Source organism: Streptomyces sp. NBC_00557, assembly GCF_036345995.1.
Lineage (GTDB): Bacteria > Actinomycetota > Actinomycetes > Streptomycetales > Streptomycetaceae > Streptomyces.
On record NZ_CP107796.1, the window covers coordinates 260676 to 277206 of the forward strand.

The window sequence follows — 16531 nt, forward strand, 5'->3', positions numbered from 1 at the left end:
CGACTGGATTCCGGCTGTTCCGTACCCTGGGCGCATGCGCATGCGCCCCACCCTGAGCTGGACCCCTACGGAGGACCTGCCGCCGGGCACCACGGACCTGGAGCCGGTCGCCGGTCTGCTGAGCACCGGCGGTGTCCTGGTCCTCAGTGGGGCGGGCATCTCCACGGAGTCGGGCATCCCCGACTACCGGGGCGAGGGCGGGAGCCTGGGGCGGCACACCCCGATGACGTACCAGGAGTTCACCGCAAGCGCCCAGGCCCGACGCCGGTACTGGGCGCGCAGCCACCTGGGCTGGCGCACCTTCGGCCGGGCCCGCCCCAATGCCGGGCACCGGGCGGTGGCCGCGTTCGGGAGGCACGGTCTGCTCTCGGGTCTGATCACCCAGAACGTCGACGGCCTGCACCAGGCCGCCGGCAGTGAGGGTGTCGTCGAGCTCCACGGAAGCCTGGCCCGGGTCGTGTGCCTCTCCTGCGGCGACGTCAGTCCCCGCCGTGAACTCGCCCGGCGGCTGGAGGAGGCCAATGCGGGCTTCCAGCCGGTGGCCGCCGGGATGAACCCGGACGGCGACGCCGACCTCACCGACGAACAGGTCGGGGACTTCCGTGTGGTGCCCTGCACGGTCTGCGGCGGCATCCTCAAACCGGACGTGGTCTTCTTCGGCGAGGCCGTTCCGCCTCAGCGGGTCGAGCACTGCCGCAGGCTCGTCCGCGAGGCGGCGTCGCTGCTGGTCCTGGGTTCCTCGCTGACGGTGATGTCCGGGCTCCGGTTCGTCCGCCAGGCGGCGCAGGCCGACAAGCCGGTGGTGATCGTCAACCGGGACCCGACCCGGGGAGACCGGCATGCCCTCACTCGGGTCGCGCTCCCCCTGGGTACGGCGCTGACGACCGTGGCCGCCCGGCTGGGCATCCCTGTCGACGGCCGAGCGGCCGGGCACACCGGACGCCGAACATGAACCGTGGAACGGCCGAGATCAAGGACTGACCTGGGCGAGGCGGCAGGATGGCGAACCGTGTCTGCACCGTGGGGCACTCGACGCGCGACTTCGGCGAGATGCTGGAGATGCTGCGGAACAACGAGGTCACCTGCCTGGTCGACGTCCGTTCCTTCCCGTCGTCGCGGAAGTTCCCGCAGTGGAACCAAGCTGCGATCATCGACGCGCTGCCTCCCGGCATCGCATACCGCTGGATTCCGAAGCTCGGCGGCCGGCGGCACACTCCCAAGGGCGTGCCGAGCGAGAACGGCGCATGGCGGGTCAAAGCCTTCCGTGACTACGCCGACTACATGGCCGGTGAGGAGTTCGCGGAGGGCCTTGGCGAGCTGCTCGAGCTGGCCGAGCGGGAGCGGCCGGCGATCATGTGCAGCGAGGCGGTTCCCTGGCGCTGCCATCGCAGGCTGATCACCGATGCGTTGATCACCGCGGGGGTGGAGGTCGTGCACATCATGTCGCCCACGACCGCGAAGCCCGCGGTGCTGGACCAGCACGCGCGGGTCCGGCACGGGCACCTGACCTACCCGCCCGAGCCCTCGCAGCCTCCGGATGAGCTTCGTCCACGACGTCCGTGACACGGTCCTCGCCGCCTGGGCCGGTTCCGTCACCGCCCGCTGCGTGCCCGGGGCTACGACTTCGGGTCGTCGACCTTGAGTTTTGCTCCGGTGTCGGAGACGAAGACGACCAGGAGCTTGGCCCGTTCGGTCCGGCTGGTGTTCTCGGTGAGGACGTGGTGGGCGCCCGGCGGCTCGACCCAGTTCTCGCCCTGGTGGTAGGTGGTCACGGGCTTGCCGGCGAGCTGGCTGCGCACGGTGCCCTGGAGGACGTAGGCGTAGACGAATGCCTGGCCGTGCCGGTGCGGCTTCGCGCGTGCGTCGGGCGGGAAGTCGACGATCGCCGAGGTGAACGTCTTGCCCTTCACATTCGGAAGGGCCTGCCGGAGCACCGGCACGAGGGTTTCGGTGGGGCGTGTCGATGCCATGGCCGCGGGCGATGCCACGGCTGCGGTCGTCCCCTTGGCGGGGGCGGGCCGGTCGGCGGCCGAGCAGGCCGTGGCCGCGGCCATCGTGGTGACGGCCAGCACGCCGCCGGCGATCCGCATTCTGATCATGATCGGTCCCCTGTTCAGTCTTCCGTGACGCGGATGATCGTCCTGCCCGGGGTGCGCGTCCCGGGAGCGAACGCGGCGGGTGCTTCGGCGAGCGGGCGCACAGCGCCGACGAACGCCTTGAGCCGGCCGTCCCTCAACCGCGCGGCGAGATCGGTGAGCCGGGCGCGGTCGGGTTCGACGACGAAGAAGACGGCCCGCCCGTCCTTGGGCCGGGCCTTGGACGGCATGACGGTGGAGACCAGCGTGCCGCCCGGGCGGACCAGGGCGGCCGAGCGGTCGAGGATGTCACCGCCGATCACGTCGAGCACGACGTCGGCCTCGCCGGCGTCCTCCAGCTTCTCGCTGTCCAGGTCGATGAAGGTGTCGACGCCCAGTGCGCGTGCCCGGTCCCGGTCGCAGGCCCGCCCGGTGCCGATGACCCGGGCGCCGGCCTCGCGCGCGAGCTGAACCGCGATCGAGCCGACGCCGCCCGCGGCGCCATGGATGAGGACGGTCTGGCCCGTGGTGAGGCGGCCGTGGTCGAACAGGCCCTGCCAGGCGGTCAGCCCCGAGATCGGCAGCGCGGCGGCCACGGCGTGGTCGATGTCCGCCGGCAGCGGGGCCAGGTTGCGGGCCTCCACCGCGGTGTACTCGGCGAGCGTCCCGTTACGGGTCCAGTCGGCCAGGCCGAACACCCGCTGTCCGACGCTCAGGCCGGTGGTGCCGTACCCCAGCTCCGCCACCACACCGGACAGCTCGTGCCCGGGCACGCTCGGCGTCCGGTCCCGGCCGGCACGATCGGTCCACGTGGCGGGCCAGTCCAGCTCGCCGCGCGTGAAGCCGGCGGCGTACACCCGCACGATGACGTCGTTCTCGGCCGCATGGGGGTAGGGCATGTCCGTCAGCGACATCCCGGCGAGACCGGCGTCGCGGTCTCGCACAGTAATGGCTTGCATAGAGGTCCTTACGGCGGAGGGGGATCCGAGCACACACCCGCGCGCGGGCAGGGCTCGCACCGGGTGCAGGGGGATGTATGCCGTGCAGCACGCTCGATCTCACCTCCTCCGATGTGTTCCTTCGTCCCCGTTTCGCGTTGCCTTTCCCGAGACGGGGTGGGCCGTCCGCCTGTGACAGCTCGTGACGGCGGCACCGGCCGGCCGCGCGCGGCGACCTCCGCGCCCGCCGGTGCCCGGGCCGACTCGCGAGGGCCACTACGGTCAGGGACACGAAGACGGTGCCGCGTGCCGTCCGCGTGGACCGCGCCTGCCGCGGTCGGCCCGAGGCTGACGCCGACGCGCTTCAGTGCGCCCGACCGGACGGATCCGCGTCGGCCGGTCGACTTCGATGACCGGTCAGTCCACGAGCAGCACGAGTTTGCCGCGCACGGTCCCGGATTCGCCGACGCGGTGCGCGTGGGCCACCTCCGTCAGGGGGAAGGTCCGGCCGACCTGGATGGAGAAGCGGCCCCGTTCAGCCATGTGAGCGACCTGAGCCAGGGCGTAGGTGGCGCGGCCCGTGTCGCCGCGGCTGAAGCGGACGCCCGTCTGCTGCGCGCCATGGAAGTCGGCGACCGTGATCACGGGTTCGGGCGAGCCCGCGAGCTCCACGAGGTCGGGAAGGACGCCGCTGCCGGCGACGTCCAGTGCGAAATCGACACCCGACGGCATGATGGCCCGCACGCGTTCCGGCATACCGTCGCCGTACGCCACCGGCTCGGCCCCGAGCGCGCGGAGGGCATCGTGCGTGCCTGGACTGCCCGTGCCGATGACGCGCACGCCGCGTGCCACGGCGAGTTGGACCGCGGCACTCCCGACACTGCCGGATGCCCCGTTGATGAGCAGGGTGCTGCCCGCTGTGACGCCGAGCTGGTCGAGGGAGCGCGCTGCGGTCTCGGCTGCCGCGGGGATCGCCGCGGACCTCGCGTAGTCGAGCGAGTCCGGGATCGGGGCCCAGGAGGACAGCACGGCCAACTCCGCTTGGGCGGCTCCGTAGGGTGAGGCTCCGAAGACCCGGTCGCCGACCGTGACACCCGAGACGCCTTCGCCGATCTCGTCGACGATGCCCGCAGCCTCGTGGCCCAGCGTCTGCGGCAGTTCCCGGTCCATCAGGCCCTGACGCTTTTTCCAGTCGCTGGCGTTGATGCCCGCGGCCCGCACCCTGATCCGTATCTCTCCGGCGCCGGGATGGGGATCAGGGAGGTCGACGATCTCCAGAACCTCGGGGCCGCCGAACCGGCTGAACTGTGCTGCCCTCATGACGCACTCCTTCCGCGGAAGGAGTGGCGGATCGTCCGATACCGCGTGTGCGCGTGCTCCTTGCCTTGCTGTCCGCTCGGCAGAGCACGTTTTTACTCCGATGCCTCCACTCTACGTCATCCCCCACCCAGCGCCGCCGGCTCCCGTGCGTGCGGACAGGACCAGGCGAGTTCCGGACACACACCCTGCTGACACCACTTCACCTGACGCTCCGTCACCTGATGTCCGTGCCGCTCCGGAACGCCCCCGGCGTCACGCCCGTCCGCAGTCGGAAGAACTTGGTGAAGTCGCTGGCGTCGACGAAGCCGAGCCGTTCCGCGACCTCTTTCGCGGTCAGGCCGCTGTGCCGCAGCAGCCGCTTGGCCTCCAGCAGCACCCGGTCGTCGATGTACTGCTTGGCCGTGCGGCCCGTGGCGGAGGACGCGGCCCGGGTCAGTGTGCGCGGACTGTAGCCGAGTGCGGCCGCGTAGTCCTCGACGCGGCGGGTGACCGCGTGGTCTCGCTCCACGGCCGCGTGGAAGCGGCGGAAGACCTCGGACGGGGCTGCGGGCCGTGGTGCCGGACCCCGGGCCTGCGCCAGACGCATCACGAGGACGGACACCAGGGCGCGCAGCACCTCGGCGTGCGTCTGCAACGGCAGCGAGGCCGGCTGCTCGTACTCGTACCTCAGATGGTCGAGGGCGCGGCGCACGCCTTCCGCGTCCGGGCCCTCGGGCGTGAGCGGACGCTGCTCGTACGGCGGATCCATGTGCGCCGCCGCCACGGTCGCGGGCGGCAGGAACCCCGCCTCGAACAGCACGATCACCCCGTCCGCCGCCCTCAGATCCGGACCGAACCGCTGCACCTGCCCCGGCCGGATCCACAGCCACGACCCCGGCCGCAACGCGTACTCGGCGAAGTCCACCGCCATCAGCAGCGGCCGGCCACGGGCGCCGATCAGCTGGTGGAAGGACGGGCGCAGCGGCGCGTACGGGTCGTTGCCGTGGCGGCGTGCCCGCTCGTACAGGTCGGCCAGCTCCATCACCTCCACCCCGGCCGATGCGCCGACGGTAGGGGTGTAAGCCAGGTCCCTGACGTCAGGGTGCCGATCGTGTCCGTTTTTCCCCATCGCTGGTCCCGAGCGTACCGCCGTCGCGGCCGGACTGCCGCTTAGCGTGAAAGCACAGGTCAGCAACGGGTGAGGAGTGGTCCTGTGCGGTTGGTCGTGGGAATGACCGGGGCGACGGGCGCGCCGTTCGGTGTCCGGCTCCTGGAGAGTCTGCGGGAGCTGCCGGACGTGGAGACGCATCTCGTCCTGTCCCGGTGGGCGCGCACGACGATCGAGCTGGAGACCGGTCTGTCCGTGGCGGAGGTGTCCGCGCTCGCGGACGTCACGCACCACCCCGACGACCAGGGCGCCACCATCTCCTCCGGCTCCTTCCGCACGGACGGCATGGTGATCGTGCCGTGTTCGATGAAGACCCTCGCCGGGATCAGGACCGGCTACGCGGAGGGCTTGGTCGCGCGCGCCGCCGATGTCGTACTGAAGGAGCGGCGCAGGCTCGTCCTCGTCCCGCGAGAGACCCCGCTGAGCGAGATCCACCTGCAGAACATGCTCGAACTCGCCCGCATGGGCGTTCAGTTGGTGCCTCCCATGCCCGCCTTCTACAACCACCCGCGCACCGTCGACGACATCGTCGACCACGTGGTGGCCCGCATCCTCGACCAGTTCGAGCTGCCCGCGCCGGCCGCCACGCGCTGGGCCGGAATGCGCGCGGCCCGCACCGCTTCCCGCGACGCCGCCTGACGTCCCAGACCCGCAAAGGAGTTCCCTGTGGCTTATGACGATCTGCGCAGCTTCCTCGACACCCTGGACAAGCAGGGGCAGCTGCTGCGCATCACCGACGAGGTGCTGCCGGAGCCCGATCTCGCGGCCGCCGCCAACGCGACGGGCCGCATCGGCGAGAACGCGCCCGCCCTCTACTTCGACAACGTCAAGGGTTTCACCGACGCACGGATCGCGATGAACGTGCACGGCTCGTGGGCCAACCACGCGCTCGCGCTCGGGCTGCCGAGGAACACCCCGGTCAAGGAGCAGGTGGAGGAGTTCGCGCGCCGCTGGGACGCCTTCCCCGTCGCGCCGGAGCGCCGCGAGGACGCGCCCTGGCGGGAGAACACCCAGGAGGGCGACGACGTCGACCTCTTTTCGGTGCTGCCGTTGTTCCGTCTCAACGACGGCGACGGCGGCTTCTACCTCGACAAGGCCGCCGTGGTCTCCCGCGACCCCGAGGACCCCGGCCACTTCGGCAAGCAGAACGTCGGCACGTACCGCATCCAGGTGATCGGCGCCAACCGTCTCGCCTTCCAGCCGGTCCCCATGCACGACGTCGCCCAGCACCTGCGCAAGGCCGAGGAGAAGGGCGAGGACCTGCCCATCGCCATCACTCTCGGCAACGACCCGGTGATGGCGATCGTCGCCGGGATGCCGATGGCCTACGACCACAGCGAGTACGAGATGGCCGGCGCACTGCGCGGGGCGCCCGCCCCGATCGCCACCGCGCCGCTCACCGGCTTCGACGTGCCCTGGGGCAGCGAGGTCGTCATCGAGGGCGTCATCGAGTCGCGCAAGCGGCAGATCGAGGGCCCCTTCGGCGAGTTCACCGGCCACTACTCGGGCGGGCGCCGCATGCCCGTCATCCGCGTCGACCGCGTCTCGTTCCGCACGAACCCGGTCTTCGAGTCGCTCTACATCGGCATGCCGTGGACCGAGTGCGACTACCTCGTCGGCCCCAACACGTGCGTGCCGCTGCTGAAGCAGCTGCGGGCTGAGTTTCCCGAGGTGAAGGCTGTCAACGCCATGTACACGCACGGTCTGTTGGTGATCATCTCCACGGCCAAGCGGTACGGCGGCTTCGCCAAGGCCGTCGGCATGCGCGCCATGACGACACCGCACGGACTCGGCTACGTCGCTCAGGTGATCCTCGTCGACGAGGACGTGGACCCGTTCAACCTGCCGCAGGTCATGTGGGCGATGTCGGCCAAGGTCAACCCGAAGGACGACGTCGTCGTCATACCCAACCTGTCCGTCGTGGAGCTGGCCCCGGCGGCCCAGCCCGCCGGCATCACGAGCAAGATGATCATCGACGCGACGACGCCGGTGTCACCCGACGGCCGGGGCAACTTCTCCACGCCCGCCAAGGACCTGCCGGAGACCGCGCAGTGGGCGGCCCGGCTGCAGGGCATGCTCGCAGGCCGTGCCTGAACGACCTCCCCGATCCCCCGAAAGGACGACGCCATGAGCAATCTGCCCGCCGACTGCCCCCGCTGTGCCTTCGAGACGGTCACCCGGCTCGCCACCTCACCCGTCCCCGGAGTGTGGGACGTGCTCCAGTGCGACCGCTGCCTGTACACCTGGCGTACGACCGAGCCCGCCCGCCGTACGCGGCGCGACGCCTTCCCGGAGAACTTCAAGCTCACGCCGGCCGACATAGCGAACGCGATCGAGGTACCGGAGGTGCCGCCGCTTCTCACGTAGGGGCCGGCACCTGCGCGAGAAGTACTTACTTTGGGATAGTAGGTGCTCTGAAGTAGGTAACTAACCCACGCTGGCCCACACGCTGCACGCCCCGAACGCGACGGCTTGCTCATCCGCACCGTGACGCCCACGGCCCCCGTCACGGTCACCTGCTCCGAGAGACATTGCCGCACGGTCACGGGGTACTCGCGAACGCGGAGGTCATCGTGTTCGAGGCAAGCGACATCCGCGAATGGCGTGGCCATGATGTGGTCGATCCCGGTCGCCACAGAATCGGCACCCTTGAGGCGGTGTACGTGGACACCGCGACAGACAAGCCGATCTTTGCGACGGTCATGGCCGGCCTGCCCACTCGCCGCCGACTGGTGTTCGTGCCACTCGTCGGAGCGACCGTCGGCCCTGGTTACGTGAAGGTCGCCTACGACAAAGGCCTGGTCAAGAAGGCCCCCGCGATAGACACGGACGGCGAGCTCCCGGCCTCGGCCGAGCCGGATGTCTTCGCCCACTACTCGCTCGACTACGCCCCGGGTGCGGGCGGCGAACGCCGCCTGGCCCGCCGCTAAGCCACCGAGGCCACCGGGAGAGTCGATGGTCCTGTTTCTGCTCCTGATCCTCGCAGCCCTCGTTCTGGGCATCATCGGATTCGCCGCGCACGGCCTGTTCTATCTGCTGATCATCGGTGCCGTCGTACTGCTTGCCGATCTCGTTTTCGGCGCGCTCCGCTTTCGGCAACATCGAGGGCACCGGATCGCACGCTGAAGGTTGGCAAATCGGCGTGGGCACGCCGTTTCTTGCTGCTGGCCGAGTTGGTCGCCGGTCCGGCAGTGGCCGCGCGCCTGGTGAAGCACCGGCATGGCTTCATGCCCGGACACCGCAGGCTCCGGGAGACGGACGGTGAGGGGCTTGGGGAGCAGCGGGAAGCGCGGGCGGATGATGCCGTCCTACGGCGTGGCAAGTACCGGTAGTTGGGAGCGGACCCTGTCGTTCGGGGGCGTCGTCCTGAACCTCTGACACCTGGTTGGCTCACAGCCTCACACCTTGGACACGCCCGGAATGCCGGTTATGTGCGTTGTCGGTACGTTCATCGCAGGTCGGTCGTCCGGCCAACGCGCATAAGAAAGAGAGAGTGCCCATGCCCTCGCGTGCTTTCGCGGTCGGTGCCGGAATAGGCGCGACCGTCCTTGCAGCTGCCGGCATCACCTACGCCTCGCCCGTCGAGTCCACGCCGGCTTCCCCGACCCTCCACCGGGCAACCCAGCCTCTGCACCACCCCGCCCGGTCGGCGCATCACCCCACCCTGCCTGTGCAACTCACCGCTTTCGCAGCCTCTGCCTCTTCTGCCACGGCACCTTCGGGCGTGAAGACCGGGGACGGAGGCGGAAACCAGGGTCGCGACGGCGACGGTGGACGTCGCGATGATGGTGGACGCGACGGCGGCGGTCGCTACGACGGTGGACGCGACGACGGCGGACGTCACGACGACGGCGGTCGCTACGACGGCGGACGCGACGGCGGTGAGCGTCACGGCGACGGCGGTCGCTACGACGGCGGACGTCATGACGGCGGTGGTCGCTACGACGGCGGACGTCACGGCTACGGTGGACGCTACGACGGTGGACGTCATGGCTACGGTGGACGCGGTCACGGTCACGGCAGAGTCGGAAGGATCTTCATCAACGAACGTTCGTACCCGGCCTTCGTGGACGGGTGCATCACCGTGGCCAGCGGACTGGGCGCGCACAGCTTCAACGTTCTCAACGAGAGCTGGAAGACCGTCGAAGTCTTCCGGGGCTTCAACTGCGACGGTGGTCCTCCGATCGCCACGGTGGGCCCCCGCAGTGAGAGCTTCGGCGTGGTGCCCCATGACCACGGCGACGGCGAGTTCGGATCGCACGGCGAGGGCCGATTCGGTCACCGCGGGGTCGTGGGCAGCTTCCGGGTGGTCTGCGACCGCGGCGGGTGGTGGTGGTGACTGCACCCGCCGACGCACAGGAAGGCCCCTGGACCGATCACGGTCCGGGGGTCTCCCCCATCCGTCTCTCCCATCCGCCCCTGGCAGCAGTCGCACACGCCGTCGTCCCTTCACTCGTCATGATGCGCCTTCTTCAGCGGGACCGGTGACGATCACTCGATGTCCAGGGAGCCGATGCCCAGGTCCTCCCGCATGAGGCGGCGCATCTCAGCCATGGCCGCGCGCCGCCGCGCTATCAGGGGCGCCGCCTCGGCGGAATCGACAGCCACCCCTCGGGCGTACGCGTCACGTATCGCCCGCAGGCTGTGGAACGCCTCGTTCCCCGCGGCCACCACCTGCGACGGGCCGACGAGCCACAGGCGCTCGCTCGCTGTGTAGATGCCCGTGCCGCGGACGGCCTCCCGCACCGCCGCGTCACGCGCCGACTCGGACATGTGATCGCCCAAGGCGACCGCCCGCATCTCCTCACCCGCGGTTTTGAGGGCGGAAACGAACTCTGTGTACACCTCACGCCGGACTTCCAGCGCATGTCTGGCCTCCTCCCGTTTCCACCGGTTGCGATCGGCGATCACCGTGGCCGCGATGCCGATGACGGCGCCGGCCAGCGTAGAGAGCAAGGGCATCCAGTCCATGTGGCGAGCTTGTCCGACCTCACCGCGTCGGCACCAGTGGCTCCGCCACGCCGGGCGGCTGTATCGCGGTGCCGGCCGGCCGGTGGCCAGTGCCGCTCCTTGCCTTGCTCCGGCGCGGTACTCAAGTGAGCGCGGAAGTTCCGCCGGCGGGCCGTCCGGTGAGTCCCGGCCACCCGCTCAGCGCGCGGAGGGTACGGCCCCATTACGCTGGGGTTCCCCGACGGGCGGTCGGATGTCTGCCGGCGGCGGTACGGCGCCCGTGCGACTGCCCCGAACCATCACACCCAAGGACGGCAACGAGTGTCCTTCTTCACCATCGGCCACCGCGGTGTCATGGCCGCCGAGCCGGAGAACACCCTGCGCTCTTTCCTGCGGGCCGAACGCGAGGGGTTGGACGGCATCGAACTGGACCTGCACCTGAGCAGGGACGGCGAGCTGGTCGTCATGCACGACGAGACCCTGGACCGCACGACGGACGGCTCCGGTCCCATCGCCGACCAGGAGTTGCGGCAGCTGAAGAAGCTCGACGCCGGCCTCGGCGAGCGGATCCCCACGTTCGAAGAGGTACTGGACGCCGTCGGGCCGACGCTGCCGATCCAGGCGGAGATCAAGGACGTGGCCGCCGCCCGGTCGCTGGCCAAGGTGCTCACCGACCGGGACCTGCTGCACCGGGTCTCGGTGCTGTCGTTCCACGACGCGGCCCTGATCGAGATCCACACACTGCTGCCGCAGGCCCGCACCGTGCTGGTGGCAGGCCCCAGCGCACACCGCGACACCTTCGTCGGCCGCGCTCAGAAGGTCGGCTCCACCTTGGTCAGCGTGGAACTGCGCCAGCTGAACCGGGCCATCGTGGAGAAGTGCGGCGCCGCCGGCATCGACGTGATGGCCTGGACCGTCAACGACGAGCGCGACCTGACGCTGGCCCGGACGCTCGGCCTGGTGGGCTGTGTGACCGACCGGCCCGACATGAAGCGGCTGGCCGAGGCCACGGCCTGACCTCGGTGAGGTCCGGCTCGATCGACACGCCGGTCCCGGGTCGGTCATCGTGTCAAGGGCACGGCCGTAGCAGGCTCACTCGTCGGCGGGAACGGCGACGCGCACCGGTACGTCGACCACCGGGGCGTTGAAGCCGTACCAGCCGCTGCGAGCGTGGCCCTGACAGGGGCCGACGGAGCACCCCCCGAGCCAGTGCATCCGCGACTCGCTCGTTCACGGACACGCTGCCCGAGCCGAGGCCGGTGCATGCAACGCCGGTGTCCGGAACCGAAGTTGCTGATACAGAAACCGGACATGCATCGGATCATTCAGGGACGAACCGGCCTTAGCGTCATCGGTGTCAGAGGAAAATCAGCATCCGACAGTCGCTGGAGATCATGATGCGTTCGCTTCTCGCCACCCGTTCCTCCCGTCTTCTCCTGGCCGCCGCCGCAGTGGTGACGGCCCTCGCCACCACCGCCGCCTGCGACTCCGACGACGCGGCGGGCGGCGGTAGGTCCGCGGACACCGGCAGGGCTGCGACCCCCTCCCCCACCGCCTCCACTGCCTCCGCCAGCAGCAGCGTGAGCGGCAGCTCCGCCGGCAACAGTTCCTCCGCCAACAGCCCTTCCAGCCACGGGTCCGCCTCCGACTCCGGCGGCTCCACCGACAAGGCCGCCGGCTCCGGCGACGGCAGGAAGAGCAGGTACGGGCAGTCCTGCGGTACCAACGACCTGGACTTCACGGTCACCTTAGAGACCCAGGCCGGCGGCTACTACCTCGTCACCGCCAAGGCCAAGCCCGGCATCACCTGCTACCTGCCGGCAAACACGCCCAGCGTGTCCTTCGGCTCCGGCGCCGACGGCGTGGCCTCCCCCGTCGGACAGGGCGGCGCCGCTCCGATCAAGCTCACCGGCTCCACCGTCGCGTACACCGGCATCAACCCCAAGACCACCAAGGGCAACGCCGGCAAGGAGTTCGAGAACGTCATCATCGCCACCACCGACGACGACCCCAACCCCGCGGAGCTCAAGCTCCCCGACACCGCCACCGTCGACAAGCCCATCGTCACCAACTGGGCCACCGACCGCGCCGAGGCCGTCCCCGTCATCGTCTGACACCCCGCCACCGGGCAGCCGCCCCACTCCACTCCGGGTTCCTCCCGGAAACCTCGCCGTGGGCGGCGCGGTAGCCGCCGCGCCGCCCACGCGGCGGTCAAGGTTCCAGACCGCCGCCGGCACGCCCGGCCTCGGCTACTGCCGCTGGCCCCTCATGGACAACTTGGAGCGGATCTCCGGATACGGCGCCCAGCTCGGCCTGCCCGAGGTCGACCGCGCCACCTTCAGCGCCGCCCCAGGCCGAGCGCGCGCGTGGCGCGGACTTGGTGGACCGGGTCCGCCGGGAGTGCGGCAGACGGCCGCCGGTCACCGCCGCAGGGGACTGGCGGCACTGTGACGTGGTGAACCACGCAGGCCGCCGAGCGCCAGGACCGTCATCACCACCGCGGCCCCCGCCGCGACAGCGAAACCACCGTGCGGGCCGGCCGTGTCCACCACCCGGCCCGCGACCGCCGCGGCGCCCGCAGATCCTGCGGCGCTGGCGGAGTTGCCCCAGGTGAGGGCCTGGGTGAGGACGGTGCGCGGGACCGACGACTCCGTGAGAACGGAGGCCAGGATCACGACGACGGGCACGGCGAGTCCGGTCAGGGCGAGGGCGGCGCCGACCGCGAGGGGGGCGTCGAGGAAGGTCAGCGGGAGGCCCGCGAGGGCGAGGCAGGCGGCGGCCGCGGCCTGGTGGCATCGGGGCGAGCCGCGGTGGCGCCCTACTCCGTAAGCCCAACTCGCCAAGAGGTTGGTGCAGTTGGAGGCGGCGTAGAGCGGTGCTGCCGCGTCCGGCGTGCCGCGGTCGACGGCGTACGCGGTGATGGACACCTGCATCGCGCCGAAGAACACCCCGAGCGCGAGGCCGAGCGCGACCTGCCGCAGGAACGCGGAGTGAAGCAGGGCGCGTCCGGCGTGCCGGTGTTCGGTGCGGCCGGTGACGGGCGGCGTGGTGCGGCGCTGGGCGGCGAGGGCGAGTCCGCCGCCGACGACGAGGGCGGCGGCGAGCAGTACTCCGGCGCCCGGGTGGCCCGCTGCCCCGAGGGCGCTCACCAGGGCGGGGCCGGCCAGGTAGGACACGCCGTTGGCGAGGGCCTCCAGAGCGAAGGCGGTGGGCAGCGCGGCAGCCCGTTCGCCGGAGAGCAGGGCGGACCAGCGAGCGGCGGACAGGGCACCGAGCTGGGGCAGCGTGGCCCCGACGAGCACTCCTGCGAGCGGGTCCGGAACGGTGCCGGCGAGCAGCAGCGCCACGGCCCCGGCATGTGCGCCCAGCGCGCAGGGAAGCACTCGCGTCTGCCCGAACCGGTCGGCAAGCCGGCCGAGTTGGGGACCGGCGGCGGCGTCCGCGACAGCGAATCCGCCGGTGACGAGACCCGCGGCGGCATACGACCCGGTGCGTGCGTGCACCAGCCAGACGAGGCCGATCCCCGTCATGGCGATGCCCAGACGCCCGACAGCAGCGGGAAGGAAGAAGGCCGCAGCACCCGAAGTGCGCAGCACGGTCCGGTAGTTCGCCGAAGCCGAAGGCACGGCGGATCCCTTTCGCCGCCCGGCGGGACGCGCCGCACGAGGTCGTCGGCGTCCGGATGTGCCGACCCGTGGCTGCGTCTGAAGCCGTCCAGTGGTGGCGTGGAGCGGGGACGCGCACCCCACGCCGGCTCCGTCACCGGGCAGATGTCATGCGGTAGTGGTGACCTCCTTGAGGGTAGAGGAACGGCGCGCGGAAACGAACCGGGTGCAGCCCGTTCGCCGGAGCCCCGGCGAGCCGGGTGCATCAGAGGGAGCCGCTCACCACGGCACCTTGGTCCCGTCCCACGAGAAGAACGCGCCTGTCGGCCCGTCGTCCGGGAGGAGCGCGAGACGCACGGCCCCTGCCGCAGCCTCCGCCGGGTCGCCGCCCGTGGCCATGGCTCCGGGGACCAGGTCGGTGGCGCGCCGGCCGGGGGCGAGGGCGTTGACCTTGACGCCCTCCTCGGCGAGCGTCTGGGCGTACAGGAGCGTGAGGGCGTTGAGGGCGGCCTTCGAGGCGCGGTACGCGGCGGAACCCGGACGGCCCGGCGGGAACTGGGGGTTGGGGTGCGTGCTCCAGGTCAGGGAGGCCGTGCCGCTGGAGACGTTGACGATGCGGGGGTGCGGAGAGCGGCGCAGGGCCGGGAGGAAGGCGTTGGTCACCTCCACCACGCCGACGACGTTCGTCTCGTACGCCCGGCGGAACTCCTCGGCGTGGGACTCGGTCGGCGGGGCGAGGGACGGATTGATGCCCGCGTTGTTGACCAGGACGTCCAGGCGGTCCACCCGCGCCGCCGCCTTCGCGACGCTGTCGGCGTCGGTGACGTCGAGCACCAGAAGCCGCGCGTCGCCGCCGATCTGCTCGACGGCCTGCCGCCCCCGCGCGGCGTCCCGTGACCCCACGTACACGGTGAAGCCCTCCGCGACCAGCCGGGCCGCGATATGCCGGCCGATTCCCTTGTTGGCACCGGTGACCAGTGCTGTGCGATCGTTCATGACAGCCACGGTCCTCGCGGCGCGACGGCCGTGCCAGGGATCACCTGTACCAGGCAGCCCGGGGAAGACCAGGCCCGGGCAACGGCAGTTCCCGGAGAAGTCGAGGACAACGGCCGCCGAAGGAGGCGTTCATGCCGAGGCAGGAGCTGGCCCGCTTTCTGCGGGAGCGCCGGGCGGAACTGCGTCCGCACGAATTCGGGCTGCCGGCCGGCGCACCTCGCCGCACGCCCGGCCTGCGGCGGGAGGAGGTGGCGGAGCTGGCCCACATGTCGGTCGACTACTACGTACGGCTGGAGCAGGCCCGCGGGCCCCGGCCGTCCGCCCGGATCCTGGACTCGCTCGCACGGGCCCTGCGGCTCACGCCCGCCGAGCGCGACCACCTCTTCCGCCTCGCCGGATCGGCCGCGCCGCCCGGCGCCGGACCCGTGCGACGGGTGCGCCCGCATGTGGCCCGGATGCTGCAGCGGCTGCCGGACACCGCCGCGATCGTCACCGACGCCGCCTACGGTGTCGTGGCGTGGAACCCGCTGGCACAGGCGCTGCTCGGCGGTGGGCTGGGACGCGGGACGACGAACCTCGCGCGGCGCCGGTTCCTCGGCGAGGGACCGCTGCACGACCCGGCGGACGCCGAGGAGTTCGGGCACGTCCTGGTGGCACGGCTGCGCCGCGCCGCCGACCGCTACCCCCATGACACCGGGCTCGCCGCCCTGCTGGCCGAACTGCACGAGGGCAGCGAGGAGTTCCGCCGGCTGTGGCAGTCGCGGCCCGTGCACGCGCCCGGCCACCGCACCAAGACCGTCGGCCATCCGACGGCGGGCAGACTCCGGCTGAACTGCGACGTCCTGCTGGTGCCCGAGGACGACCAGGAAGTCGTGCTGATCACCGCGGACCCCGGCTCGCCCTCGGCACGAGCCCTGCACGAACTCGCCGAGGCGACCGGTCAGCGTCCGCCGGCGTAGCGCCTGATCAGCAGCACCTCATGCTCGGGTCGCCTCGAGAGCGAGCCGGGCCGACCGTGGCGTCAGGGGGCCAGTGCGGTCAGGCAGAGGTCGACGACGGTGTCGACGTAGGCGGCGTCCACCGGTTCGCCCGAGACCAGCAGCCGGTAGTGCAAGCCGGTGATCTTCCTGATCAACAACGGCGGATACACGATCGAACGCGGTTACCTCGGCAAAGCCGAGCAGTACAACGACATCGCCACCTGGGCCTACGCGGATCTACCGAGGGTGCTCCGCCGGGATACCACGGCGCGGTCGTTCGTTGTCAAGACCACCGCGGACCTGGCGGAGGCCCTCAGCGCGCCCGACGACACGCTGATCTTCATCGAAGCGGTCATGGATCCCTACGACGCTCCCGCCGCGATCATGGCCAGCAGCAACACCGGCGCGGACATCGACTACGGGCCTCGCGGCCCGCAGCACCGCGACACGTCCAACTCAGGCCGGCCTGAGTCCCCCACGCGAAACAGCGGGGCGGCCAGGAGACGACTTGGTTGAGGCA

At 71.1% G+C, this 16531-nt stretch carries 20 protein-coding genes; 12 read left to right on the plus strand and 8 right to left on the minus strand.

The annotated features are described in order from the left end of the window. The first annotated feature begins 34 nt into the window (after window positions 1-34). Both OG956_RS01225 and OG956_RS01230 read left to right on the plus strand, forming a co-directional pair. A complete protein-coding gene (locus OG956_RS01225) occupies window positions 35-952 on the plus strand; it encodes an NAD-dependent protein deacetylase (protein WP_330336028.1) in 918 nt (305 codons plus the stop codon). Between the two features lie 47 nt (window positions 953-999). Beyond that, the gene (locus OG956_RS01230; protein WP_330336029.1) at window positions 1000-1563 is read left to right on the plus strand and encodes a DUF488 domain-containing protein; all 564 of its coding nucleotides are present in this window, start codon (window positions 1000-1002) and stop codon (window positions 1561-1563) included. A gap of 53 nt (window positions 1564-1616) precedes the next feature. Here the strand turns inward: OG956_RS01230 and OG956_RS01235 are convergent, their stop codons facing one another. The 4 genes from OG956_RS01235 to OG956_RS01250 form a co-directional block, all read right to left on the minus strand. Continuing rightward, a complete protein-coding gene (locus OG956_RS01235; protein ID WP_330336030.1) occupies window positions 1617-2099 on the minus strand; it encodes a cupin domain-containing protein in 483 nt (160 codons plus the stop codon). 14 nt (window positions 2100-2113) lie between these two features. Beyond that, the gene (locus tag OG956_RS01240; RefSeq protein WP_330336031.1) at window positions 2114-3034 is read right to left on the minus strand and encodes an NADP-dependent oxidoreductase; all 921 of its coding nucleotides are present in this window, start codon (window positions 3032-3034) and stop codon (window positions 2114-2116) included. Window positions 3035-3430: 396 nt separating this feature from the next. After that, complete coding sequence (locus OG956_RS01245; RefSeq protein ID WP_330336032.1) at window positions 3431-4333, minus strand: NADP-dependent oxidoreductase; 903 nt, start codon at window positions 4331-4333, stop codon at window positions 3431-3433. A 214-nt stretch (window positions 4334-4547) separates the two neighbouring features. Further along, window positions 4548-5354, minus strand: coding sequence for a helix-turn-helix transcriptional regulator (locus OG956_RS01250; RefSeq protein ID WP_330336033.1), 807 nt, complete (start codon window positions 5352-5354; stop codon window positions 4548-4550). A gap of 171 nt (window positions 5355-5525) precedes the next feature. Here OG956_RS01250 and vdcB point away from each other — a divergent pair, with 171 nt between their 5' ends. The 6 genes from vdcB to OG956_RS01280 all read left to right on the plus strand — a co-directional run bounded on the left by vdcB (window position 5526) and on the right by OG956_RS01280 (window position 9819). Continuing rightward, the gene (gene vdcB, locus OG956_RS01255; protein WP_330336034.1) at window positions 5526-6119 is read left to right on the plus strand and encodes a non-oxidative vanillic acid decarboxylases subunit B; all 594 of its coding nucleotides are present in this window, start codon (window positions 5526-5528) and stop codon (window positions 6117-6119) included. A gap of 27 nt (window positions 6120-6146) precedes the next feature. Next, window positions 6147-7574, plus strand: a complete 1428-nt coding sequence (locus OG956_RS01260; RefSeq protein ID WP_330336035.1) for a non-oxidative hydroxyarylic acid decarboxylases subunit C — start codon at window positions 6147-6149, stop codon at window positions 7572-7574. Window positions 7575-7607: 33 nt separating this feature from the next. Next, entirely contained in the window at window positions 7608-7847 is a 240-nt protein-coding gene (locus OG956_RS01265; protein ID WP_330336036.1) for a non-oxidative hydroxyarylic acid decarboxylases subunit D, read from the plus strand. Window positions 7848-8053: 206 nt separating this feature from the next. Further along, window positions 8054-8410 carry a PRC-barrel domain-containing protein gene (locus OG956_RS01270; protein WP_330336037.1) on the plus strand — a complete coding sequence of 119 codons (357 nt, stop codon included), beginning with the start codon at window positions 8054-8056 and terminating at the stop codon, window positions 8408-8410. A 25-nt stretch (window positions 8411-8435) separates the two neighbouring features. Continuing rightward, entirely contained in the window at window positions 8436-8606 is a 171-nt protein-coding gene (locus OG956_RS01275) for a hypothetical protein (protein WP_330336038.1), read from the plus strand. A 598-nt stretch (window positions 8607-9204) separates the two neighbouring features. After that, window positions 9205-9819, plus strand: a complete 615-nt coding sequence (locus tag OG956_RS01280; protein ID WP_330336039.1) for a hypothetical protein — start codon at window positions 9205-9207, stop codon at window positions 9817-9819. A 152-nt stretch (window positions 9820-9971) separates the two neighbouring features. Here the strand turns inward: OG956_RS01280 and OG956_RS01285 are convergent, their stop codons facing one another. Next, the gene (locus tag OG956_RS01285; protein WP_330336040.1) at window positions 9972-10451 is read right to left on the minus strand and encodes a hypothetical protein; all 480 of its coding nucleotides are present in this window, start codon (window positions 10449-10451) and stop codon (window positions 9972-9974) included. A 300-nt stretch (window positions 10452-10751) separates the two neighbouring features. Between OG956_RS01285 and OG956_RS01290 the strand changes: the two genes are divergently transcribed. Beyond that, window positions 10752-11447: a glycerophosphodiester phosphodiesterase gene (locus tag OG956_RS01290; RefSeq protein WP_330336041.1), complete on the plus strand. Its 696-nt coding sequence runs from the start codon at window positions 10752-10754 to the stop codon at window positions 11445-11447. A gap of 75 nt (window positions 11448-11522) precedes the next feature. Here the strand turns inward: OG956_RS01290 and OG956_RS01295 are convergent, their stop codons facing one another. Continuing rightward, window positions 11523-11645 (minus strand): hypothetical protein, encoded by a 123-nt coding sequence (locus tag OG956_RS01295; protein ID WP_330336042.1) that lies wholly within the window; start codon window positions 11643-11645, stop codon window positions 11523-11525. A 182-nt stretch (window positions 11646-11827) separates the two neighbouring features. Here OG956_RS01295 and OG956_RS01300 point away from each other — a divergent pair, with 182 nt between their 5' ends. Next, window positions 11828-12544 carry a hypothetical protein gene (locus tag OG956_RS01300; protein WP_330342699.1) on the plus strand — a complete coding sequence of 239 codons (717 nt, stop codon included), beginning with the start codon at window positions 11828-11830 and terminating at the stop codon, window positions 12542-12544. Between the two features lie 306 nt (window positions 12545-12850). On the opposite strand, the gene OG956_RS01305 is transcribed toward OG956_RS01300, so the two are convergent. Together OG956_RS01305 and OG956_RS01310 are read right to left on the minus strand one after the other, a co-directional pair. Further along, on the minus strand, window positions 12851-14056 hold the full coding sequence (locus OG956_RS01305; RefSeq protein WP_330336043.1) for an MFS transporter: 1206 nt from the start codon (window positions 14054-14056) through the stop codon (window positions 12851-12853). Window positions 14057-14314: 258 nt separating this feature from the next. Further along, window positions 14315-15031: an SDR family oxidoreductase gene (locus OG956_RS01310; RefSeq protein WP_330336044.1), complete on the minus strand. Its 717-nt coding sequence runs from the start codon at window positions 15029-15031 to the stop codon at window positions 14315-14317. 131 nt (window positions 15032-15162) lie between these two features. On the opposite strand from OG956_RS01310, the gene OG956_RS01315 reads away from it, so the two are divergent. Continuing rightward, window positions 15163-15990: a helix-turn-helix transcriptional regulator gene (locus OG956_RS01315; protein ID WP_330336045.1), complete on the plus strand. Its 828-nt coding sequence runs from the start codon at window positions 15163-15165 to the stop codon at window positions 15988-15990. Between the two features lie 159 nt (window positions 15991-16149). Further along, window positions 16150-16527, plus strand: a complete 378-nt coding sequence (locus OG956_RS01320; protein WP_330336046.1) for a hypothetical protein — start codon at window positions 16150-16152, stop codon at window positions 16525-16527. Window positions 16528-16531: the final 4 nt, after the last annotated feature.